The organism is Streptomyces sp. NPDC048295 (genome assembly GCF_040652135.1).
GTDB lineage: Bacteria > Actinomycetota > Actinomycetes > Streptomycetales > Streptomycetaceae > Streptomyces.
On sequence record NZ_JBEZLL010000005.1, the window covers coordinates 57,620 to 79,020 of the forward strand.

Annotated in this window: 19 protein-coding genes and 2 tRNA genes; 6 read left to right on the plus strand and 15 right to left on the minus strand. The window is 71.1% G+C overall.

Annotation, left to right across the window (positions count from 1 at the left end):
• Nucleotides 1-31: 31 nt before the first annotated feature.
• The 7 genes from AB0D53_RS08810 to pgsA form a co-directional block, all read right to left on the minus strand.
• Nucleotides 32-784 (minus strand): YebC/PmpR family DNA-binding transcriptional regulator, encoded by a 753-nt coding sequence (locus tag AB0D53_RS08810; protein WP_329817738.1) that lies wholly within the window; start codon nt 782-784, stop codon nt 32-34.
• Between the two features lie 61 nt (nt 785-845).
• A complete protein-coding gene (pdxT, locus tag AB0D53_RS08815; RefSeq protein ID WP_362442172.1) occupies nt 846-1,439 on the minus strand; it encodes a pyridoxal 5'-phosphate synthase glutaminase subunit PdxT in 594 nt (197 codons plus the stop codon).
• A 6-nt stretch (nt 1,440-1,445) separates the two neighbouring features.
• Nucleotides 1,446-2,366, minus strand: a complete 921-nt coding sequence (gene pdxS, locus AB0D53_RS08820) for a pyridoxal 5'-phosphate synthase lyase subunit PdxS (protein ID WP_266421896.1) — start codon at nt 2,364-2,366, stop codon at nt 1,446-1,448.
• Nucleotides 2,367-2,535: 169 nt separating this feature from the next.
• Nucleotides 2,536-3,033, minus strand: a complete 498-nt coding sequence (locus AB0D53_RS08825; protein WP_362442953.1) for a hypothetical protein — start codon at nt 3,031-3,033, stop codon at nt 2,536-2,538.
• A gap of 123 nt (nt 3,034-3,156) precedes the next feature.
• Entirely contained in the window at nt 3,157-4,317 is a 1,161-nt protein-coding gene (locus AB0D53_RS08830; protein WP_329817740.1) for a glycosyltransferase family 4 protein, read from the minus strand.
• Nucleotides 4,314-5,249, minus strand: coding sequence for a phosphatidylinositol mannoside acyltransferase (locus tag AB0D53_RS08835; RefSeq protein ID WP_362442177.1), 936 nt, complete (start codon nt 5,247-5,249; stop codon nt 4,314-4,316). Before AB0D53_RS08835 ends, AB0D53_RS08830 begins: the two co-directional genes overlap by 4 nt.
• Nucleotides 5,246-5,917 carry a phosphatidylinositol phosphate synthase gene (pgsA, locus tag AB0D53_RS08840; protein WP_362442180.1) on the minus strand — a complete coding sequence of 224 codons (672 nt, stop codon included), beginning with the start codon at nt 5,915-5,917 and terminating at the stop codon, nt 5,246-5,248. The genes AB0D53_RS08835 and pgsA overlap by 4 nt, the downstream gene beginning before the upstream one ends.
• A 266-nt stretch (nt 5,918-6,183) precedes the next feature.
• On the opposite strand from pgsA, the gene AB0D53_RS08845 reads away from it, so the two are divergent.
• Together AB0D53_RS08845 and AB0D53_RS08850 are read left to right on the plus strand one after the other, a co-directional pair.
• Nucleotides 6,184-8,409: an elongation factor G-like protein EF-G2 gene (locus AB0D53_RS08845; RefSeq protein ID WP_362442183.1), complete on the plus strand. Its 2,226-nt coding sequence runs from the start codon at nt 6,184-6,186 to the stop codon at nt 8,407-8,409.
• A gap of 147 nt (nt 8,410-8,556) precedes the next feature.
• Nucleotides 8,557-10,227, plus strand: coding sequence for a hypothetical protein (locus tag AB0D53_RS08850; RefSeq protein WP_362442186.1), 1,671 nt, complete (start codon nt 8,557-8,559; stop codon nt 10,225-10,227).
• Between the two features lie 76 nt (nt 10,228-10,303).
• Here AB0D53_RS08850 and AB0D53_RS08855 read toward each other — a convergent pair whose 3' ends face one another.
• Entirely contained in the window at nt 10,304-10,864 is a 561-nt protein-coding gene (locus AB0D53_RS08855) for an HIT domain-containing protein (RefSeq protein ID WP_362442189.1), read from the minus strand.
• Between the two features lie 66 nt (nt 10,865-10,930).
• Between AB0D53_RS08855 and AB0D53_RS08860 the strand changes: the two genes are divergently transcribed.
• A complete protein-coding gene (locus tag AB0D53_RS08860; RefSeq protein WP_362442192.1) occupies nt 10,931-11,608 on the plus strand; it encodes a potassium channel family protein in 678 nt (225 codons plus the stop codon).
• Between the two features lie 30 nt (nt 11,609-11,638).
• Here AB0D53_RS08860 and thrS read toward each other — a convergent pair whose 3' ends face one another.
• The 3 genes from thrS to AB0D53_RS08875 all read right to left on the minus strand — a co-directional run bounded on the left by thrS (nt 11,639) and on the right by AB0D53_RS08875 (nt 15,585).
• Nucleotides 11,639-13,615 (minus strand): threonine--tRNA ligase, encoded by a 1,977-nt coding sequence (thrS, locus tag AB0D53_RS08865; RefSeq protein ID WP_362442195.1) that lies wholly within the window; start codon nt 13,613-13,615, stop codon nt 11,639-11,641.
• 138 nt (nt 13,616-13,753) lie between these two features.
• Nucleotides 13,754-15,019 carry a hypothetical protein gene (locus tag AB0D53_RS08870; protein ID WP_362442198.1) on the minus strand — a complete coding sequence of 422 codons (1,266 nt, stop codon included), beginning with the start codon at nt 15,017-15,019 and terminating at the stop codon, nt 13,754-13,756.
• Entirely contained in the window at nt 15,019-15,585 is a 567-nt protein-coding gene (locus AB0D53_RS08875; protein ID WP_329817750.1) for a DUF4365 domain-containing protein, read from the minus strand. Before AB0D53_RS08875 ends, AB0D53_RS08870 begins: the two co-directional genes overlap by 1 nt.
• A gap of 191 nt (nt 15,586-15,776) precedes the next feature.
• Here AB0D53_RS08875 and AB0D53_RS08880 point away from each other — a divergent pair, with 191 nt between their 5' ends.
• Nucleotides 15,777-16,502, plus strand: a complete 726-nt coding sequence (locus AB0D53_RS08880) for a 3'-5' exonuclease (RefSeq protein WP_329817752.1) — start codon at nt 15,777-15,779, stop codon at nt 16,500-16,502.
• 55 nt (nt 16,503-16,557) lie between these two features.
• Here AB0D53_RS08880 and AB0D53_RS08885 read toward each other — a convergent pair.
• Nucleotides 16,558-16,629, minus strand: a tRNA-Val gene (locus AB0D53_RS08885).
• 39 nt (nt 16,630-16,668) lie between these two features.
• The gene (locus AB0D53_RS08890; protein WP_362442202.1) at nt 16,669-17,115 is read right to left on the minus strand and encodes an SRPBCC family protein; all 447 of its coding nucleotides are present in this window, start codon (nt 17,113-17,115) and stop codon (nt 16,669-16,671) included.
• Nucleotides 17,116-17,198: 83 nt separating this feature from the next.
• Between AB0D53_RS08890 and AB0D53_RS08895 the strand changes: the two genes are divergently transcribed.
• Nucleotides 17,199-19,715: a hypothetical protein gene (locus tag AB0D53_RS08895; protein WP_362442205.1), complete on the plus strand. Its 2,517-nt coding sequence runs from the start codon at nt 17,199-17,201 to the stop codon at nt 19,713-19,715.
• 374 nt (nt 19,716-20,089) lie between these two features.
• Here the strand turns inward: AB0D53_RS08895 and AB0D53_RS08900 are convergent.
• A tRNA-Val gene (locus AB0D53_RS08900) sits at nt 20,090-20,161 on the minus strand.
• A gap of 54 nt (nt 20,162-20,215) precedes the next feature.
• Complete coding sequence (locus tag AB0D53_RS08905) at nt 20,216-20,704, minus strand: TIGR02611 family protein (protein ID WP_362442208.1); 489 nt, start codon at nt 20,702-20,704, stop codon at nt 20,216-20,218.
• 190 nt (nt 20,705-20,894) lie between these two features.
• Here AB0D53_RS08905 and AB0D53_RS08910 point away from each other — a divergent pair, with 190 nt between their 5' ends.
• On the plus strand, nt 20,895-21,308 hold the full coding sequence (locus AB0D53_RS08910; protein WP_003959770.1) for an SsgA family sporulation/cell division regulator: 414 nt from the start codon (nt 20,895-20,897) through the stop codon (nt 21,306-21,308).
• The last annotated feature ends 93 nt before the right edge of the window (nt 21,309-21,401 follow it).

Genomic DNA, 21,401 nt, shown 5'->3' on the forward strand with positions numbered 1-21,401 from the left:
GCCCGTCCGTGAAGGCTGCGCTGGGCGCGGCTCAGGCGTCGACCTTCTCCATGACCTCGTCGGACACGTCGAAGTTGGCGAAGACGTTCTGTACGTCGTCGCTGTCCTCCAGCGCGTCGATGAGCTTGAAGATCTTGCGCGCGCCCTCCTCGTCGAGGTCGACCTGCATGGTGGGCAGGAAGTTCGCCTCGGCCGAGTCGTAGTCGATGCCGGCCTCCTGGAGCGCGCTGCGGACCGCGACCATGTCGGTGGCCTCGCTGACGACCTCGTACGTGTCACCGAGGTCGTTGACCTCCTCGGCGCCCGCGTCGAGCACGGCACCCAGGACGTCGTCCTCGGTCAGCTCGCCCTTGGGGACGATGACGACGCCCTTGCGGTTGAAGAGGTACGAGACCGAACCCGGGTCGGCCATCGAGCCGCCGTTGCGGGTCATCGCCACACGCACGTCGGAGGCGGCACGGTTGCGGTTGTCGGTGAGGCACTCGATGAGCACCGCGACACCGTTCGGGCCGTAACCCTCGTACATGATCGTCTGGTAGTCGACGCCGCCCGCTTCGAGACCGCCACCGCGCTTGACCGCGGAGTCGATGTTCTTGTTCGGTACGGAGCTCTTCTTCGCCTTCTGGATCGCGTCCACGAGGGTCGGGTTTCCCTCGGGGTCCACACCGCCGGTGCGGGCCGCGACCTCGATGTTCTTGATCAGCTTCGCGAAGAGCTTGCCGCGCTTGGCGTCAATCACGGCCTTCTTGTGCTTCGTCGTAGCCCATTTAGAGTGGCCGGACATCTGCCTTCTCCTTCGCGTCACCAAAAACGATTCGAACCCGAGAGATCCTACCGGGATCGAGTCAGCCGACTGCGCGCACCATGTCCACGAACAGCGCGTGAACGCGGTGGTCTCCGGTCAATTCCGGGTGGAATGACGTGGCCAGGGCGTTTCCCTGACGTACGGCGACGATGTGACCGCCGTGCTCCGCCACCACCTCGGCCTGCGCACCGACCGACTCCACCCAGGGAGCGCGGATGAACACGCCCTCCACGGGGCCGCCCCCGATGCCGGCGACCTCGACGGCCGCCTCGAAGGACTCGTTCTGCCGCCCGAAGGCGTTGCGGCGCACGATCATGTCGATCCCGCCGACCGTCTCCTGGCCCGAGCGCGGGTCGAGGATCTTGTCGGCGAGCAGAATCATTCCGGCGCAGGTGCCGTAGACCGGCATTCCCTCCCGGACCCGCTCGCGCAGCGGTTCCAGCATGCCGAAGAGGGAAGCCAGCTTGGACATCGTGGTGGACTCGCCACCGGGAATGACCAGGCCGTCGACCTCGGCGAGTTCCTCGGGACGCCGGACCGGCCTGGCCAGGGCGTCAGCCGAGGCCAGGGCGATCAGGTGCTCCCGTACGTCGCCCTGGAGGGCCAGGACTCCGATCACAGGGGTGTCGCTCATCAGTGATTACCAGCCACGGTTGGCGTAGCGCTCGGCCTCGGGCAGAGTGTCGCAGTTGATGCCGACCATGGCCTCGCCCAGGTTCCGGGAAGCGTCCGCGATGATCTTGGGGTCGTCGTAGAAGGTGGTGGCCTTCACGATCGCGGCGGCGCGCTTGGCCGGGTCGCCGGACTTGAAGATCCCGGAGCCGACGAAGACGCCCTCGGCGCCGAGCTGGCGCATCAGCGCGGCGTCGGCGGGGGTGGCGACACCGCCCGCGGAGAACAGCACGACGGGCAGCTTGCCGAGCTCGGCGACCTCCTTGACCAGCTCGTACGGGGCGCGGAGTTCCTTGGCGGCGGCGTACAGCTCGTTGTTGTCGTAGCCGCGCAGACGGGCGATCTCGTTCTTGATCTGGCGCAGGTGGCGGACGGCCTCGACGACATTGCCGGTGCCGGCCTCGCCCTTCGAGCGGATCATGGCCGCGCCCTCGGCGATGCGGCGCAGGGCCTCGCCCAGGTTGGTGGCGCCGCAGACGAACGGGGTGGTGAAGGCGAACTTGTCGCTGTGGTTGACCTCGTCGGCCGGGGTGAGGACCTCGGACTCGTCGATGTAGTCGACCCCGAGGGACTGGAGGACCTGGGCCTCGACGAAGTGGCCGATACGGGACTTCGCCATCACCGGGATGGAGACGGCCTCGATGATCTCCTCGATCATGTTCGGGTCCGACATCCGGGCGACGCCGCCGTCCTTGCGGATGTCGGCCGGCACCCGCTCCAGGGCCATGACGGCCACGGCGCCCGCGTCCTCGGCGATCTTCGCCTGTTCGGCGTCGACGACGTCCATGATCACGCCGCCCTTGAGCTGCTCGGCCATGCCGCGCTTGACGCGCGCGGTGCCCGTGGCCGGGGAGTCGGCGGACTGCGGGGTGGTGGGAAGCGTGGACATGGATCGACCTCACTCGGAGAAAAAGTTGCTGAAAAGCGCTGGTTGATGCAGTGCTGAGCAAACTCTCCGGGAACAGTCCACTGCAAGGGCCAATGGAAGGCCGGTGGATCGTTTTGAACGCCTACGTGGCGGGATGTGGCCCCCGTCACGCGCGCATACGGCCGTCCGGTCAGCTGACGGGACGGTCGGCGAGGGCCACCGGGGGTTCGTCGTCCATCTCGAAGGCCAGCGGGAACGGGGCGTGCCCGGCCAGCCGGAACCACCGCACCTTGCGGTGCCGGCGCAGCGCGCGCGCCGCGCGCACCGCGTCGTTGTGGAACCGCCGGGCCATCGGGACGCGGCGCACGGCGGCGGCGAGTTCGGACGCCGCCTCCTCACCGCCGGGGATCTCCTTCACGGCCTCCACCTGTGCCGGCTCGCCGAAGACCGCCCGCAGCGCGGCGCTCAGCTCGCTCTCGGCGACCTCGCGGTGCTCCTCCTCGGCCTGGCGGGCGGCGTGCGCCGCCTCGTACAGGACGATGGACGCGGCCGGGTCGAGGACACCGGAGGTGGCCAGTTCCTGGGTGACCGACGCACGGCGCAGCAACTGTGCGTCGAGGGCGGCCCGTGCGGCATCGATGCGGGTGTGCAGGCGGTCCAGCCGCCCGGCGGTCCAGCTGAGGTACATGCCGATCGCGACGACCGCGACGGCGATCCAGATGAAGGTTTCGATCACGGGCGGCAAGGCTACCGTCGGGGCGCGGACGGCGTGGCGGTCCGGGTGCGGGCCCGGACCGCGGCCCCCGGACCGCTACTCCCGCGCCAGGCCGAACCGCGCACGCAGACCCGTGCGTTCGTCGGCCGCCACCGAGGCCGCACCGTCCGTCACCGTCTCGTACACCGCGAGGATGTCCGCCCCGACCGTCGACCAGTCGAACCGCCGCACGTGCGCGGCGCCCCGCTCACGCAGCTCCGCACGCCGCTCCGGGTCACCGAGCAGCCGGATCGCCGCATCGGCCAGCGCGTCCGCGTCCTCGTTGGCGAAGAGTTCGCCCGCCGCGCCGAGGTCCAGCACCTGGGCGAACGCGTCCAGGTCGCTGGCGAGGACCGGGGCGCCGGCCGACATCGCCTCGACCAGGATGATCCCGAAGCTCTCGCCGCCCGTGTTGGGTGCGACGTACACATCGACGCTGCGCAGCAGCCGCGCCTTGTCCTCGTCGCTCACCATGCCGAGGAATTCGACCCGCTCGCGCATCCCCTCGGGCAGCGAGGCTACGGCCTCCTCCTCGTCGCCCCGGCCGGCGACCAGCAGCCTGGTGTCCGGGCGGGCGGCGAGGATCGCGGGCAGCGCCCTCATCAGGACCGGCAGGCCCTTGCGGGGCTCGTCGATGCGCCCGATGAAGCCGATCGTCCCTCCCTGCCATTCGGGCCTGGGCTCGGCCTTGTCGAAGAAGCCGACGTCCACCCCGTTCGGGATGACGACCGCGTCGCCGCCGAGGTGCTCGACCAGGGTGCGGCGCGCGTACTCGCTCACCGCGATCCGCGCGCTGATCTTCTCCAGCGCCGGCTGCAGGATCGGGTACGCCGCGATCATGGCCCGGGAGCGCGGGTTGGAGGTGTGGAAGGTGGCGACGATCGGCCCCTGCGCGGCCCAGCAGGCGAGCAGTCCCAGCGAGGGCGAGGTGGGCTCGTGGATGTGGATCACGTCGAAGGTGCCGTCGTGCAGCCAGCGGCGCACCCGGGCGGCCGAGAGGAAGCCGAAGTTCAGCCGGGCGACGGAGCCGTTGTACGGGACGGGCACGGCGCGGCCCGCCGACACCACGTACGGCGGCAGCGGTGTCTCGTCGTCGGCGGGTGCCAGCACCGACACCTGGTGCCCCAGCCGGATCAGGTGCTCGGCCAGGTCGCGGATGTGGAACTGCACGCCGCCCGGTACGTCCCACGAGTAGGGGCAGACGATGCCGATCTTCACGTCGTTCCCTCCCGGGGTTCCAGATCGGCGAGCCAGAGCCGTTGCAGCATGTGCCAGTCCTCCGGATGCTCGGCGATTCCGACGGCGAAGGCATCGGCCAGCGCCTGTGTCATCGAGGACGTCTTCTCGGTGCGGCTGCCCGACCCGGGCGTCTCGACCGGCGGGTGGATGCGCGCCTTCATCACGGGCGTGTCGTCGTAGCCGAGCGTCACGGGCAGCAGCAGCGCACCGGTCTGCTGGGCCAGCAGCGCGGGCCCGGCGGGCATCCGCGCGGTGTCGCCGAAGAACTCGACCTCGACACCGGAGGCGGACAGGTCGCGGTCGGCGACCAGACAGATCAGCCCGCCGGCGCGCAGCCGTCGGGCCAGGGTGCCGAAGGCGGCGCCGCCGCTGTGCGGGAGGACCTCCATCCCGAGCCCCTCGCGGTAGGCCACGAACCGGTCGTACAGCGTCTCGGGCCTGAGCCGCTCGGCGACCGTGGTGAAGGGCACCTGGAGGTCGGTGGTGACCCAGGCTCCCGCCAGGTCCCAGTTGGCCAGGTGCGGCAGGGCGAGGATGACGCCGCGGCCGGTGTCCAGGCCGTCGGTCAGCCGGTGCGCGTCGGCCACCTCTATGGACGTCCTGATCCGCTCCGGGCTCCAGGTGGGCAGCCGGAACGACTCCATCCAGTAGCGCATGTACGAGCGCATCCCGGCCCTGGAGAGCTCGGCCAGCCGGGCCGGTGACGCCTCGGGCACGACCCGTGCCAGATTCGACTCCAGCCGCAGCACGCTCTTGCCCCGCCGCTTCCACGCCTGGTCGGCGATGGTGCGGAAGAGCGTCCGGGCGACCGGTTCGGGGAGCTTCTTGACGGCGGCCCAGCCGAGCCCGTACAGCCCGTCGGTCAGCCGGTCCCGCAGACCGGACCGCGTCTCCCCCGGGGCGTCGCTCACTGTGCGGTCCCGCTCCTGCGGCCGGCGTCGGCCTCGGCCGCGTCGGCCTCCGCGGACTCGCGGCGCACGGTCACGACCCGCTGCACCAGCGTGATCAGGCTGCCCACGGCGACGATCCACAGCGCGATCGGCAGCAGGACCTGGACCCCCGGGACACCGAACTTGTGCAGGCCCGCCAGTCCGGCCGCGACCAGCGAGATCACCAGGCGCTCGGCGCGCTCCACGAGACCGTTGACCGCGACCGGCAGCCCGATCGACTCGCCGCGCGCCTTGGTGTACGAGACCACCTGGCCGCTGGCCAGGCAGAAGATCGCGACGGCGCAGAGCACGTTGTCGTCGCCGTTGCCCGCGTACCAGAGGGCGAATCCGCCGAAGATCGCTCCGTCGGCGACCCGGTCCAGGGTCGAGTCCAGGAACGCGCCCCAGCGGCTGGAGATACCGGCCTGCCGGGCCATGTTGCCGTCGACGAGGTCGGAGAAGACGAAGATCGTGATGACGATGGTGCCCCAGAAGAACTCCCCCATCGGGAAGAAGACCAGCGCACCTGCCATCACCCCGGCCGTACCGATCAGAGTGACCGCGTCAGGGCTCACGCCGAGACGGAGCAACAGTGCGGCGAACGGTGTGAGGACACGCGTAAAAAATGCACGCGCGTACTTGTTCAGCATGGCCTTCCCGAGGGTCGGTGGGCCGAGCGGCCCCTTCGGCCACCGGCTGGCCCATCGTAGTCACGCCCGCCGGACTCCACCGTCCGGGCACCCGGCCTCGCGCGGCGCCGTGCCATGTATGGACGCGACCTGGCCCGAGTGGAAAGCTCGAATTACCGCGGGCGTCGCCTGAGCCGCCACGACGGCTCACCGGCACCCGTGCACATCTCCCCACATCGCGTCGGTAATCCCTCCGCATCGCACCCCTTGCTTGGGAGGCACGCATCATGGGCGACAAGACATACGCGCACACCGGGGCCGCCGGCAGGGCAGCGACGGCCGGCCGGCCCTCATCCGTACGGAATGTGGTGCTGGTCGGCCACAGCGGCTCCGGCAAGACCACCCTCGTGGAGGCCCTCGCGCTGACGGCGGGCGCGGTCAACCGGGCCGGCCGGGTCGAGGACGGCGCCACCGTCTCCGACTACGACGGGATCGAGCACCGCCAGCAACGCTCCGTACAGCTCTCCGTGGTCCCCGTCGACTGGGGCGGGTACCGGATCAATCTGCTGGACACCCCCGGCTACGCCGACTTCGTCGGGGAGCTCAGGGCCGGTCTGCGGGCTGCGGACGCGGCCCTGTTCGTCGTCTCCGCGGCCCAGGAGGCCGAGGCGGTGGCGGGCGCCACCCGTGCCGTGTGGGAGGAGTGTGCCGCCGTCGGCATGCCGCGCGCCATCGTCGTCACCCACCTCGACACGGCCCGCACCTCGTTCGACGGGATGACCCGGATCTGCGGCGAGATCTTCGGAGGCGACGACCCCGACGCCGTGCTCCCGCTCTACCTGCCCGTCCTCGGCCCCGAGGGCTCCGACGGCCATGCCCCGCTCACCGGGCTCACCGGCCTCCTCACCCGGAGCGTCCTCGACTACTCCTCGGGCGAGCGGCAGGAGAACCCGCCCGATCCCGCCGGGCAAGCGACGCTCCAGGAGGCCCGCGACCGGCTCATCGAGGGGATCATCGCCGAGAGCGAGGACGAGACCCTGATGGACCGCTATCTCGGCGGCGCCGAGGTCGATGTCGGGACACTCGTCGACGATCTCGAGCGTGCCGTCGCCCGGGGCACCTTCCACCCCGTCCTCACCGCGGCCCCCGCCGCCGCGGGCGCACGCCAGGGCATCGGCACCGTCGAGCTCCTGGATCTGATCACCGGCGGCTTCCCGACCCCGCTGGAGCGCCCGCTCCCCGGCGTCACCCCCCTGCACGGTGCGTCGCGACCGGTCCTGACCTGCGACCCCGACGGCGCGCTCGTCGCCGAGGTGGTCAAGACGGCCTCCGACCCGTATGTGGGCCGGGTCTCGCTGGTACGCGTCTTCTCCGGAACCCTTCGCCCCGACGAGACCGTCCATGTGTTCGGCCACGGCCTCACCGAACCCGGTCACGAGACCCGCCCCTTCCACGAGGCCGAGGTACGCATCGGCGCTCTGTCCTCCCCCTTCGGCAAGCAGCAGCGCCCCCTCACCGAGTGCATCGCGGGCGATCTGGCCTGCGTCGCCAAACTGGGCAGCGCCGAAACCGGGGACACCCTGTCCGACAAGGACCTTCCGCTGCTGATGGACCCCTGGACCGCTCCGGACCCGCTGCTGCCGCTCGCCATCGAGGCGCACAGCAAGGCGGACGAGGACAAGCTCTCCCAGGGGCTCGCCCGGCTGGTCGCCGAGGACCCCACCATGCGTCTGGAACAGAATCAGGACACCCACCAGGTGGTCCTGTGGTGCCTGGGCGAGGCCCACCAGGACGTGGCGCTGGACCGGCTGCGCAGCCGCTACGGCGTCCAGGTCGACGCCGTACCGCACAAGGTGTCGCTCCGCGAGACCTTCGCCGCCCCGTCCAGCGGGCGCGGGCGGCATGTGAAGCAGTCCGGCGGCCACGGCCAGTACGCCATCTGCGAGATCGACGTGGAGCCGCTGCCGCCGGGTTCGGGCATCGAATTCGTCGACAAGGTGGTCGGCGGGGCGGTGCCCCGGCAGTTCATCGCGTCCGTCGAGAAGGGTGTGCGCGCCCAGGCCGCCCGCGGCGTCGCGGCCGGGCATCCGCTCGTCGACGTACGCGTCACCCTGCGGGACGGCAAGTCCCACTCGGTGGACTCCTCCGACGCCGCCTTCCAGACCGCGGGCGCGCTGGCCCTGCGCGAAGCCGCCGCGGACACCCGCATCCAGCTCCTCGAACCCGTGGCCGAGGTCCAGGTCATGGTCCCGGACGACTATGTCGGGCCGGTGATGAGCGATCTGTCCGGGCGGCGCGGCAGAGTGATCGGGACCGAGCAGTCCGGCCCCGGCCGCACCCTCGTACGGGCCGAGGTGCCCGAACTGGAGATCGGCAGGTACGCGGTCGACCTGCGCTCCCTCTCCCATGGCGCCGGCCGCTTCGACCGGGCGTACGCCCGGCACGAAGCCATGCCCCCGCAACTCGCAGAACGCGTCCGGGAGGAGCAGAGGAACAACCCGGACCACTCATGACCAGCCATGCCGCCCGTCTTTGTCCACAGGGGCGGGCGGCGCGGCGATCCGGACGATACTCTTTGGTCCCAGCTCAGAAGGTGTGCCGGGCACGGCAGTTGGGAAACAGCCGCAGGAGCAGTTCCTCGGCGGCGAGTGGGGGCGACAGTGGCCAGCGACGGATTCGATTTCTCTCCCGGAGCACAGATCCCGCTCCAGGGTTCGGGCGGACAGGCGGTGGCGACGAACGCCCTCGCCTCCGCCGCGTACCGTGACAGCCCGGTGGAGAAGATCCTTGAAGCCAACAGCGAATGGCACAAGTCCGAAGTCAAGGCGGGCCGTTCCAAGTTCTTCAAGGCCGACTACTTCAAGCCCAATCTCGGCGAGGCGTTCTCCCGCGCCGTCCAGGAACGCATGCTGGGCGGTGCCCGAAAGGCCCTCATCCAGTCCTTCGGGACCGACCCGCAGACCGTCGTCGAGCACTGCCTGTCCGCGACCCGCCTCCGCAAGAGCCGTGACACCAAACTCACCGCCGTCACCGCCTTGTTCGGCTTTCTCTTCCTCCCCGGCATGATCCTCTGGGTCCTCGCGTTCCGCCTGCGCGACTACCTCGCCGGCACCAAGGACAAGGCGCTCTCCGCCCTGGGCGGCGCGCTGCTCCCGGTCATCGGCATCGTGGCGCTGGTCCTCATGGTCGGCCTTCCGCTCAACGGATTCCTGGCGCTCTACCTCCGCGCGATGATCGTCGCCCCCGTCATCGGCTGGTACATCGCCAAACGGATCGCCGAGTCCTCCGCCAAGGACATGCGCGCCCGGTGGGAAGGGCTGCTCTCCGGCGGCGGTGTCATCGCCAAGATCCCCGAGGCCGTGCCGAAGAACCCCAACGAGACCTCCCGCGAGGCGCTCCGCCAGGGTCTGGAGAAGCTCTCCGCCGAGCAGCAGTCGAACTCGGTGTTCTACGCGGGCCCCAAGGGGATCCTGGGCATGGGCACCCGCTGGGGCAGCTGGCAGCTCGCCGAGGAGCTGGTCTCCAAGGATCCGGGCAAGGAGTTCCACCAGTTCCGCAGCTGGGACCTGGTGCGGGCCATCCACGACCAGCTCAAGGTGCTGGAGCGCGGTCCGCTGAACACCGGGGGGTTCCCCACCCCGTCGGTCACCCACTGGATCGTGTCCCCCGTCGGCGAGAACGCCGACTCGGTCTCCCGCCCCGACGGCGAGGACGTCGCCACCTTCCAGGTCAAGCCGCACGAGATACAGCGGATCTGCAACCACCAGCAGTTCGGCAGCGGTGACCGGCACTATCTGGGCGTCCAGTTCACCCTCTGGGAAGGCCAGTTGATCATCACGATGATGATCACGGTCACGGTGCTCCACGAAACGCTGCGCATCGAGGTCACCGGACACGCGCTCGGCCCGGTCCACTCCCTCTTCACCAGCAAGCCCGCGGCCAAGACCAAGACGGTCAACAAGACCGTCCGGTTCTGGGAGACCCGCGACATCACGCTCCCGCTGGTCGAACCCAGTGAGGTCGTCCGCCTCGCCCTGCGCGCCCCGTTCACCTGGTACCCGCCGCTGCTGGACTACCTGGGCGGCAAGATCGCCCTGCCCGAGCCCTTCGGCCTGCGTCACGCCTGGGCCGAGAAGCCGTGGCGCCACCGCTTCATGGCGGACGACGCGATGCGCGCCGCCACGCCCGTCCTGCGTGCCGTCCACAGCGCCGCGCTGCGCGTTCTCGGTGAGAACGGCGTCGACACCGAGCGCTTCGACAACCGCTCGATGGTGCTGAGCGGCGCGGTCCAGGACCCGACCCCGCGCAAGGCCGACGTCTACGACGCGTAGCGGGCCGCCCGGACACGCGAAGGCCGCCCCGGCAGGCAGATGCCGGGGCGGCCCCGTCGTGGAGCGGCAGCCGGGGTCAGTCGACGGGCCAGGCGTCGGCCAGCATCTTGCGGGTGTCGGCGAGCAGCTGCGGCAGCACCTTGGTGTGCCCGACCACCGGCATGAAGTTGGTGTCGCCGCCCCAGCGCGGCACCAGGTGCTGGTGGAGATGGGCCGCGATGCCGGCCCCCGCCACCGAGCCCTGGTTCATGCCGATGTTGAATCCGTGCGCCCCCGAGGCCGTCCGCAGAGCCACCATCGCCCGCTTGGTGAAATCGGCCAGCTCCATGGTCTCCGGGCCGTCCAGCTCCGTGTAGTCGGCGACATGCCGGTAGGGCACCACCATCAGATGCCCGCCGTTGTACGGGTACAGATTCAGCACGGCGTAGACATGCCTGCCACGTGCGACGACGAGCCCGTCCTCGTCCGAATTCGACGGGATCCCGCAGAACGGACAGCCGTCACCGGCCTCCGGACCGGTCGGCTTGTTCTCGCCCTGGATGTACGCCATCCGATGGGGCGTCCACAGGCGCTGGAACGCGTCGGGCGTCCCCACTCCGATCTGCTGCTCCGGCTCACTCGTCATGGCGATCAGCATATTGCTTCGCTCCCGGGGTGCGTGTCGCCGGGGCCACACCTGTCGGCGTACGGCGATGCTGAGGTGATGAGCGACCGGCCCGCCGACTCCGCCCCTCCTCGCTTCCGGCGCTGGGAGCAACGCACGGAAGTGCCGCTCTTCGGCGCCTCGCTGGTCTTCCTGCTCGGCTACGCGGTCCGCGTGCTCGCCCCCGAGGACATCGGGCCCTGGCGGGACATCGCACTCGCGCTGGTCGGCGCCACCTGGCTGGTCTTCGCGGCGGACTACGCCGTACGGATCCGGCTCAGCGGCCTCGGCCCCCGCTTCGTGCGGGTGCACTGGCTGGACACGGTGGTGCTGCTGCTTCCGCTGCTGCGGCCACTGCGGCTGATCCGGGTCTACACCGCGGTCCAGCAGCGACAGGAGCGGGCGCGGCTGAGCCTGTACGCCCGGGTGATCAGCTACGCCGGCGCGTCCGCCCTGCTGCTCGGCTTCTCCGCCGCGCTCGCCGTCTACAACCAGGAGCACAAGGCGCCGGGGGCGTCGATCCGTACCTTCGGTGACGCGGCATGGTGGGCGTGCGAGACGCTGACGACCGTGGGGTACGGGGACACGGTGCCGGTCACGACGGGCGGCCGGATCGTGGCCTCGGGCCTGATGGCCTGCGGGCTGGCGTTGCTGGGGGCGGTGACGGGGTCGTTCTCCTCGTGGCTGGTGCAGGTCTTCACCCGGGAGGACGAGAAGAGGCCCCCGGAGCGCGAGTAGCGCTCCGGGGGCCTCCTGCCCGTGTGCCGGTCAGACCTGGACGCGGTCCTCGACGGCCTTCTGGATCTTGGCGATGGCGTCCTCGACCGGGATGCCGTTCTCCTGCGATCCGTCGCGGTAGCGGAAGGAGACGGCACCGTTGGCCATGTCCTCATCACCCGCGATGATCATGAAGGGCACCTTGGCCTTCTGCTGGTTGCGGATCTTCTTCTGCATCCGGTCGGAGGAGGCGTCCACGTCGACCCGCAGCCCCTTCTTCCGGGCCTTGGCCGCGAACTCCTGGAGGTACGGGATGTGCGCGTCGCCGATCGGGATGCCGACCGCCTGGACCGGGGCCAGCCACACCGGGAACGCACCCGCGTAGTGCTCCAGGAGCACCGCGAAGAAGCGCTCGATGGAACCGAACAGGGCACGGTGGATCATGACCGGGCGCTGCTTGGTGCCGTCCGGACCGGTGTACTCCAGGTCGAAGCGCTCCGGGAGGTTGAAGTCGAGCTGCACGGTCGACATCTGCCAGGTGCGGCCGATGGCGTCCTTGCACTGCACCGAGATCTTCGGGCCGTAGAACGCGGCGCCGCCCGGGTCCGGGACCAGCGGCAGGCCCTGCTTCTCGGCGACCTGGCGCAGCGTCTCGGTGGCCTCCTCCCAGATCTCGTCGGAGCCGACGAACTTCTCCGGGTCCTTGGTGGAGAGCTCCAGGTAGAAGTCGGTCAGGCCGTAGTCGCGCAGCAGGTTCAGGACGAAGGTGAGCGTGCGGTCGAGTTCCTCCGCCATCTGCTCCTTGGTGCAGTAGATGTGCGCATCGTCCTGCGTGAAGCCGCGCGAGCGGGTCAGGCCGTGCACCACGCCGGACTTCTCGTACCGGTACACCGTGCCGAACTCGAAGAGGCGCAGCGGAAGTTCACGGTAGGAGCGGCCGCGCGCGTCGAAGATCAGGTTGTGCATCGGGCAGTTCATCGGCTTGAGGTAGTAGTCCACCCCGTCGTCGAGCTGCATGGGCGGGTACATGCCGTCGGCGTACCAGTCCAGGTGGCCGGACTTCTCGAAGAGCTTGCCCTTGGTGGCGTGCGGGGAGTAGACGAACTCGTAGCCCTCCTCCTCGTGGCGCCGGCGCGAGTAGTCCTCCATGGCACGGCGGATGATGCCGCCCTTGGGGTGGAAGACCGCGAGACCGGGGCCGATCTCGTCCGGGAAGGAGAAGAGGTCCAGCTCGTTGCCGAGCTTGCGGTGGTCGCGCTTGGCGGCCTCCTCCAGGAACTCCAGGTGGGCCTTCAGCTCGTCCTTGGTGGGCCACGCGGTGCCGTAGATGCGCTGGAGCATCGGGTTCTTCTCGCTGCCGCGCCAGTACGCCGCGGCATTGCGCATCAGCTTGAACGCCGGGATGAACCGGGTGGTCGGCAGGTGCGGACCACGGCAGAGGTCCTTCCAGCACAGGTCGCCGCTCTTCGGGTCGAGGTTGTCGTAGATGGTCAGCTCGCCGCCGCCCACCTCGACGTCCGCGCCGTCGTCCGAGGACGCGGAGCCCTTGATGCCGATGAGCTCCAGCTTGTACGGCTCGTCGGCCAGCTCCTGGCGGGCGGCCTCGTCCGTCACGACCCGGCGGGAGAACCTCTGCCCCCGCTTCTGGATCTCCTGCATCTTCTTCTCGATGGCCTTGAGGTCCTCGGGCGTGAACGGCTTCTCGACGTCGAAGTCGTAGTAGAAGCCGTCCTTGACCGGCGGGCCGATGCCCAGCTTGGCCTCGGGGAAGAGCTGCTGCACGGCCTGGGCCATCACGTGCGCGGTGGAGTGCCGCAGGATGTTCAGGCCGTCCTCGGAGGAGATCTCGACGGGCTCGACGACCTCGCCGTCGGCGACGACGTACGCGAGGTCCTTCAGCTCACCGGCGACCCGGGCGGCGACGACGGTGCGCTCGCCGGGGAAGAGCTCGGCTGCCGTAGTGCCCGTCGTCACCACGCGCTCTTCCCGCTCGGAATCGCGTTGGATGATCACACGGACGTCTGACACCGGTCTCTCCTGACTCAGGGGGTACGCACGCGTTCGTGGTGCACGTGCGATACGAATCGTACCGAGCCGCGGGCCCCCTCTGCGAAACGGCCGAGCACGAAGCCCGCCCGCTCCCCCGCGGCCTCCTCCCCCACGGCCCTATTCGCCGGTGCACGCCTCCTCGAACTGGTCGACGTTCTCCTGGAGGGACTTCATCAGCCGGTCCCGCTCCGCCTCGTCGACCTGCACGGGCACGACCTGCGAGGTCCGGGTCAGCCGCCGGAAGCCGCCGCGGCTCTCCAGCCTGCCCTCCACCCGGATCGGCAGCCCCACCAGATGGGCGTGGCCGGCGATCCGGTACGCCTCCTCGTCCAGCTCCAGCCGTACGTGCGGCACCTCGGCGCCCGCCAGCACCCGCAGCCGCACGATTCCGGCGCCGCGCGGTGCCGAGCGGCGCATGCGGACGACGGCGCCCGTGATCCGTACGGTCACGGCGGGCTCGTCGCGCAGGTAGCGGGCGCCCGCCCGGCGCAGCGCGGGCAGGTCGCCCGGTGAGAACTCCACCGGCTCGGGGCGGGCCGGGCAGCCCTCGGGGGGTCCGGCGGCGGGCGCCCACTCCAGGGCGATTCCCGCCCCCTCCGAGCCCCGGACCAGCGCGACGACCGCCTCGGTCAGTTCCCGGCTGACGCCCGCCCCGACGGCCGTGTCGAAGGCTTCGAAGCCACCGGTGGCCCGCTGGTAGTCCACGGCCTCGCGGGTGGCGTGCAGGGCGTGGTGGAGGCGTACGGCTACGGCGCGGCCCGGTTCCACCGGCACGAACGCGGCGAGCTCCCGGCCGCCGGGAGCGGGACCGACGAGGATGCCTTCGAGCGCCGCCCGGGCCCTGCGGCGGTGGCGGGCGCCGTGGTAGCCGGCGCTTCCCCGTACGGCGAGTGCGCCGGCGAGCAGTATCTGCCGGGCTGCGGTGTGCAGCCGCTCGGCGCCCGTCCAGCCGACCGCGCCCGCGAGCGGTTCGGGGACCTCGCGCCACCAGCGGATCTCGTCGCTGGGGACCGCTAGGGAGACCAGGACCTCGCGGGCGGAGGGGGCGGCGCTGCGGGCGAGCGCGGTCAGGGCCTCGCCGAGGAGGTCCTCGCTGTCGGGGAAGGCGGTGGTGTCGGGGACCAGGAGGCTCGTCCCGCCCCCGGGCGGGGCCGGTGGTCCCGGCGGGGTCCAGCGGCTGTAGCGCCCGGCTGCGCCGCCGCGGCGCTGCCAGCCGTGCCGGTCCAGCAGCGCGGCGAGGACTGCGGGGTCCACGCGGGCGGGGTCGGGGATGTCCCCGGGCGGCCGGGGGCCGTCGGGCCACGCTCCCGCGGTTTCGGCGGGGCGCGGGCGGGTGGCCTTCGGGATCGCTCCGTCGGCGTACTCGTCCATCGGCCGGTGCATCAGGGCCTCCCTCCCGCCCCTACGCGGGTCATGATCTCGCAGAGCGCCCGGTCGTCGAAGATGCGCGAGGTCGGGATCCGCACGGTGGTCCGGTGCCGGCCCGTCACCGCGTGGCCGGCCAGATTGGTCCAGTAGCAGCAGTGCCGCAGGTCGAGCCGGTCGTGCCCGGCGCGCAGCCAGTCGTCCTGGCTGCGCGGCACGATCATCACCACGAGGATCTTGTGCACCGACACGGGGGTCCGCGCGAGCTTCACCAGGTGGGCGTTGTCGAGTGTGAAGGCGAACGTCGGTCCCGGCGGGTTCGGCGGGATCTGGTAGGTGCATTTGAGCTGCACCTTTATGGTCACTTCGTCGTCCACGGCATGGCCGGGGGCGCCGTGGCTGACGTGCCAGTCGATTCCGTTGTCGGGGAAGGGCTGCGACAGGGAGCACCCCGCCGCGGCCGCGACCGCGTGCAGATAGCCCACCTGGAGCGTCTCCATGCAGGCGGTGGTTGCGAGTGTGCCGCGCAGCGGTTCGGTCCGCTGGGACAGCAGCCCGCTCGGTTCGGGCTGCGCGAGCGCCATGGCTGCGTGTGCCTTCCGGGCTGTGCCGATCGGTTCTCCGGTGCGGGGTGACGGACAACTTCCGCTCCCCCCACCTGTGTTGTCACCGCACGGGACGCCCCGCAAACGGCGTACCAGGCAAAGGGTGCGGGTATCACCGAACCGGGCAGGGGAATCACACCATCTGCCGTTCGCGCACGAGGAGTTCGGGGATGACGTACTGGTTCGAGGGGCCGCTGGCCGCTTTTGACACCGAGACAACAGGAGTCGACGTCGAGGGGGACCGGATCGTCTCGGCCGCCCTGGTCGTCCAGGACCAGGCGGGCGGGCGGACGCGCGTCACCCGCTGGCTGGTGAACCCGGGGGTGCCGGTGCCCGTCGGGGCGACCGAGATCCACGGTCTGACCGACGATCACCTCCAGCGCAACGGGCGCTGGCCCGCACCGGTCGTGGAGGAGATAGCCCGCGCGCTGGCCGAGCAGTGCGCGGCCGGGCGCCCGCTGGTGGTGATGAACGCGCCGTTCGACCTGACGCTGCTGGACCGCGAGCTGAAGCGCCATCGCGCCTCGTCGCTCGCGGCGTATCTGCAGAATTCACCGCTGTGCGTGCTGGATCCGCGCGTGCTGGACAAGCATCTGGACCGCTATCGCAAGGGGCGGCGGACCCTCACCGATCTGTGCGAGCTGTACGGCGTGGTGCTCGACGGCGCGCATGACGCGGCGGCCGACGCGGCGGCCTCACTGGAGCTGGTACGCGCGGTGGGACGGCGGTTCTCGTCCCGCCTGGAACGGCTGACCCCGCCGGAGCTGCACACCCTGCAGGCCGTGTGGCACGCGGCGCAGGCGCGTGGACTCCAGGCGTGGTTCGCGAAGAACGGCACGGCGGAGATGGTGGATCCGGCCTGGCCGCTGCGCCCGGATCTTCCCGCCGCGGCGTGACCGGACACGCAGAGGCCGGTCCGTCGATTCTGCTGACGGACCGGCCTCTTCCGGGTGGGCGATACTGGGTTCGAACCAGTGACCTCTTCGGTGTGAACGAAGCGCTCTCCCACTGAGCTAATCGCCCGGGAACGGGTTGAACCATACAGGGCTCGGCGGGTCCGGTTCAAACTCCTTCCAGCCTGGCCACCAGGCCCCGCCGGCCGGCGCGCATCATCAGGGCGTGATTGGCCCGGAACACCGGGCGTCCGGGCACCGCCAGGAGCCGCATCAGGCGCCTGCGCACCTCGACCTCCTGCTCGTAGACGGCCCGGCAGCCGCCGCCGTGCGGGGTGACCGTCCAGCGGACCCAGCCGTCGAGGTCGCCGCCGAGCGTCGCCTCGATGACTCCGGCCCCGGGGTCACGGCGGCGTTCGCGGACGGTCATGACGAGGTCGTACGGGAGGAAGGAGCGGATGCGGGTGGTGCCGCTGGTCCCGTCGACCGACGTGACCTCGCGGACCTGTGGCCACCATCGCGGGTAGTCGTCGGCCCGTCCGAGGATCTCGAACACGGCGTCGGGCGGGGCAGGCAGATCCCAGATGCTCACGAATCGGTAGTGGCTCCAGTCCATGGCCCCAGTCTGCTCGTACTCAGCCGGGGAACTGAGTATCCGAGCGCATGTCCGAGTCCGTGGCTCGCACCACACTCGCGTCCATGGAACATGTGCCGCCACCCGCCGAGGAATTGGCGCTCCTCGATCGCGAACTGGTCCGGCTGGACGCCCGCCGCTCCCAGTTGCTGGTCCGCCGTGCCTGGCTGCTGAGTGTGCTGACGCCGCCCGCCGGGCCCCCGTCCGCGCCGCCGGTGCCGCAGCCGGCCGCCCCGTTCGGGCCGCCGGCTCCGTTCGCGGCTCCCGCCGGGCAGGCCGGACCGCGCAGTGCGCAGAATGTGCTGCTCACCCTGGGCGGTCTGCTCCTGACGGTCGCGGCGATCGCGTTCACCCTGGTCAGCTGGGGCCACATGGGGATCTCCGGCCGCTCGGCGGTGCTCGCCGTGGTGACGCTGGCAGCGCTCGCCGCTCCCGCCGTGCTGCTGCGCCGCGGGCTCTTCGCGACCGCCGAGTCGCTCGGCGCCGTGGCGTCCGTGCTGATGATTCTCGACGCCTACGCGCTGCACCGGGTGGCATTGCCGCAGGCCGGTGGCGCCGGTTTCGCCGCGGCCGCCTCGGCGGTGCTGGCGGTGCTGTGGGGCGGGTACGGGCTGCTGCTCGGCCGGCTACGGCTGCCGCTGCCCCTGGCGGTGGTGAGCGCTCAGCTGCCGCTGCTGCTGTGGGCCTGGTCGGCGGGGGCGGGCGCCTCGGTGTTCGGCTGGGCACTGCTGCTGACGGCGGCGCTGGACTGCGCGATCGCGTGGTCGGGTCCGGGCCTCGCGGTACGGGTGACGGCCTGTGTCGGCTGCTGGACGACGGGCCTGCTGGGACTTCTGGTGGCCCTCTCGCAGTCGGTGTCCGCCGGATCGGCGCCGGACGCGTCGGCGTCGGCCGCGCTGCTGCTCGCGGGTGCCGCGCTCGCGCTGGCCGGGGCGTGGCGTGCGCCCACCGGGCTCGCGGTGGCGGGCGGAGTGCTGGCCGGGCTGTGCGCGGTGGCCGCGGTGGGTGGTGTGCTGAGTGCCGGAATGGAATGGGGCTGGTCGGTACCGGTGTATCTGGTGTGCGGCGCGATGCTGCCGGCCGCGCTGCGCGCACCGCTGCCGCGACCGGTCGGGCAGGGCGTGGTGTGGGCCTCGTCGGCGGTGACCGCGGGCGCGGTGCTGTCCGCGGCGCCGCCGGTCGGCATGGCGCTGATGGGCACGGTGTCGCAGCTGGCCCGCGTGTGGTCCGGCGCTCCCGACGGTGTCCGGGGCGCTCTGGGTACAAAGGGGCTCGGGTGGTCCCACCTGGCCGCGGCCCCGGTGGTACTGCTGACGGTGGCCGCTCTGCTGGGTCTCGCACACCGGTCGTGGGACCGGCTGGCACGGGCGGCGGGGCCGGTGCTCCCTGCGGGAGCGGCCGGGCGGAGTGCGGCGGGCGCCGCTGCGGTGGCCCTGTGCTGGGCGGGCTTCACCGCCTCGCCCGCGGTGCTGGGGCTGTCGTACGCGGCGGGCGTGACGGTGCAGTCGGTGCTGGTCGTCGCGGTGTTCGCGGTGGCGGTACGGGCACTGCGGCGCGGTTCGGGCGCGATGGGGACGACCGCGCTGGTGTGCGGGCTGACCGGCGCGGTGAGCGCCGGGTTCCTCTCGCTCGCCGCCGAGGCCGCGACGTACGCGGTGTTCTCGGTGCTGCTGGTGGTGCTCGGGGCCGTAGCGGCGCTGCTCGACGGCGCCGCGGCGCGGGCGCTGCCCGATGCCGGGGCGGTGCGCACGGCAAGGGCGCTGCGGATCGCGCAGGCGGTGCCGGCGTGCGGGGCCGTGGTGTGCGGGGCGGTGCTCGCCCGCGCCGCCGGGGCGTCGCTGGGGCTCACCGGGGACCGCGCGGCGCCGGTCATGCTGCTGGTCCCCGCGGTGACGGTGCTCCTCGGGGCCCGGCTGCGGGGCCGCCCGGTAGCTCTGCCGGTCGAGCTGGCGGGAGCCGCGGCGGCTGCGGTGGCGGTGGTCATGGCAGTACCGGACCTGCCGTTCCTGGCACTGGTGCTGGCGCTGAACGGGGTGCTCGCGGCGGGCACGGCCCTGCGTGCCGAGCGGCGTCCGGTGGCCGGACACCTGGCGGTGGCGCTCTTCGTCCTGGCGAGCTGGGTGCGGCTCTCGGCCTCGGGGGTGTCGACCCCGGAGGCGTACACACTGCCGGTGACGGTGCCCGCCCTGGTGGTCGGTGTCCTGCGCCGACGCCGCGACCCGGAGGCGTCGTCGTGGACGGCGTACGGGGCGGGTCTCGCGGCGACGCTGGTCCCGAGCCTCTTCGCGGCCTGGACCGATCCGCACTGGCTCCGCCCGCTGCTGCTCGGCGTGGCGGCCCTGGTGATCACACTGGCGGGCGCCCGGCTGCGGCTCCAGGCGCTGCTGCTGCTCGGTGGCGCGGTGCTGGCCCTGGACGCCATGCACGAACTGGCGCCGTACGTGGTCCAGGTCGTCGGCGCGCTCCCCCGCTGGCTGCCGCCGGCGCTGGCCGGGGTACTGCTGCTGGTGGTCGGGGCGACGTACGAGCAACGGCTGCGCGACGCGCGGCGGCTGAGGGAGACGGTGGGCCGGATGCGCTGACGGTGCGTCGTACGACCTGCCCGGGAGCGGCCCGGCCGAACTCGCCCGAGAAATCGCGCAGTTCACGCCGGTGGCCGCTCCCCGGCATTTTCCGGCGGGAGTTCGCGAATGGCCGGAGCATTGTCCGTGGATAGCGGCGGCCGACCCGTTTCCGCGGGAATTCCCGTGGCCGTCGGAGTCCGCCCGGCCGCGTTATCCGGATACCCCTGCTCGATCACCGGATCCCGCCCGCCGGCCGCCACCCGGATCGAATCGTTCACGAAAGCGCTTGTGAATCTTCGAGGCGTCCGGCCGGAAACCCGAGGAACCGGCCGGACGCGGGAAACGCAGAGGGCCCGTGAGACTCTGCGGTCTCACGGGCCCTCTGTCCGGGGTGGGCGATACTGGGTTCGAACCAGTGACCTCTTCGGTGTGAACGAAGCGCTCTCCCACTGAGCTAATCGCCCGGGCGCAGGCCAAACATTACCCCATGTCAGCGACGCCCCATGACCACCCCCGGGTCACTCGTGGATCTTCCACGGCATGGTGATGCCGAACTTCCAGACGTAGATCCCCACCAGCACCACGATGATCACCAGGCCGACCGAGGTGAGGATGATGTTGCGCCGCCGGACCTTGGGGTCGAGCGCCCGCTGGGCGGCCTCGGTGACCTTCCGCCTGGTCCAGCGGAGCACCAGCTGGGCCCAGACGAACTCGGTCGCCCAGATCGCCATGCCACCGAAGATCACCAGCCAGCCGGGCCCGGGCAGCGGCAGCATGATGATGCCCGCCACGACCACGGCGAGGCCGACCACGAAGACGCCGACCTGCCAGCTCAGATGCAGCGTCCTGGACGCCTTGATGAAGCCGGGCGCCCGGGAGCCGAGATCCCGCTCCTTGGTCACACCCTCGGTGACCTCACCCGTCACGCCGCCCGTGCTGTCCCCCGTGTCGGACACCGGCACCGCCGCTGCGGCACCCCCGTCCCGCGCGTCACGCTCCGCATTCATGGAAGCCAACCTACCGGAACGGCCTTCATCACCGGAATGGACGCATAACCGAAAGTTACACACCGCCGTACGAGCTACCTGAAGGAACACAAAAAGGTCAGAGGGGTTTACAACGCCACCGTAGGTGGCATGTCGATTTCGCCGACGTGCGAATCCCCGAGCGCACACTGAGCGAAAGGCCCTGGCGCTTATGAACACCACGGTCAGCTGCGAGCTGCACCTGCGCCTCGTTGTGTCGAGCGAGTCCTCACTGCCTGTACCCGCGGGCCTGCGGTATGACACGGCCGATCCGTATGCCGTGCACGCCACCTTCCATACCGGAGCGGAGGAGACGGTCGAATGGGTATTCGCCCGTGACCTCCTTGCCGAGGGGCTGCACCGGCCCACCGGCACCGGAGACGTCCGCGTCTGGCCATCCCGTAGTCACGGCCAGGGCGTCGTCTGCATCGCGCTGAGCTCCCCAGAGGGCGAAGCCCTGCTCGAAGCCCCGGCGAGGGCCCTGGAGTCGTTCCTGAAGCGGACCGACGCCGCGGTGCCTCCGGGCACCGAGCATCGCCACTTCGACCTCGATACGGAGCTCTCACACATCCTGGCCGAGAGCTGAGCCAGGCCGAGAGCTGCACGGCGCCGTCCGACTCGGGGAGACGGCGCCGCGCGGAAAACCTCATACGGTGACACCGGCGCCGTCATCACGGAA

Excerpts from the sequence above, each read along its gene's own strand:
- AB0D53_RS08855 (WP_362442189.1), bottom strand. The coding sequence starts at position 10,864 with ATGCTGATCGCCATGACGAGTGAGCCGGAGCAGCAGATCGGAGTGGGG.
- AB0D53_RS08890 (WP_362442202.1), bottom strand. The coding sequence starts at position 17,115 with ATGGACTGGAGCCACTACCGATTCGTGAGCATCTGGGATCTGCCTGCC.
- AB0D53_RS08810 (WP_329817738.1), bottom strand. The coding sequence starts at position 784 with ATGTCCGGCCACTCTAAATGGGCTACGACGAAGCACAAGAAGGCCGTG.
- AB0D53_RS08895 (WP_362442205.1), top strand. The coding sequence starts at position 17,199 with ATGGAACATGTGCCGCCACCCGCCGAGGAATTGGCGCTCCTCGATCGC.
- AB0D53_RS08825 (WP_362442953.1), bottom strand. The coding sequence starts at position 3,033 with ATGTACCTCAGCTGGACCGCCGGGCGGCTGGACCGCCTGCACACCCGC.
- AB0D53_RS08905 (WP_362442208.1), bottom strand. The coding sequence starts at position 20,704 with ATGAATGCGGAGCGTGACGCGCGGGACGGGGGTGCCGCAGCGGCGGTG.
- AB0D53_RS08910 (WP_003959770.1), top strand. The coding sequence starts at position 20,895 with ATGAACACCACGGTCAGCTGCGAGCTGCACCTGCGCCTCGTTGTGTCG.
- AB0D53_RS08860 (WP_362442192.1), top strand. The coding sequence starts at position 10,931 with ATGAGCGACCGGCCCGCCGACTCCGCCCCTCCTCGCTTCCGGCGCTGG.
- AB0D53_RS08875 (WP_329817750.1), bottom strand. The coding sequence starts at position 15,585 with ATGGCGCTCGCGCAGCCCGAACCGAGCGGGCTGCTGTCCCAGCGGACC.
- pdxS (WP_266421896.1), bottom strand. The coding sequence starts at position 2,366 with ATGTCCACGCTTCCCACCACCCCGCAGTCCGCCGACTCCCCGGCCACG.
- AB0D53_RS08880 (WP_329817752.1), top strand. The coding sequence starts at position 15,777 with ATGACGTACTGGTTCGAGGGGCCGCTGGCCGCTTTTGACACCGAGACA.
- AB0D53_RS08845 (WP_362442183.1), top strand. The coding sequence starts at position 6,184 with ATGGGCGACAAGACATACGCGCACACCGGGGCCGCCGGCAGGGCAGCG.
- pgsA (WP_362442180.1), bottom strand. The coding sequence starts at position 5,917 with ATGCTGAACAAGTACGCGCGTGCATTTTTTACGCGTGTCCTCACACCG.
- pdxT (WP_362442172.1), bottom strand. The coding sequence starts at position 1,439 with ATGAGCGACACCCCTGTGATCGGAGTCCTGGCCCTCCAGGGCGACGTA.
- AB0D53_RS08870 (WP_362442198.1), bottom strand. The coding sequence starts at position 15,019 with ATGCACCGGCCGATGGACGAGTACGCCGACGGAGCGATCCCGAAGGCC.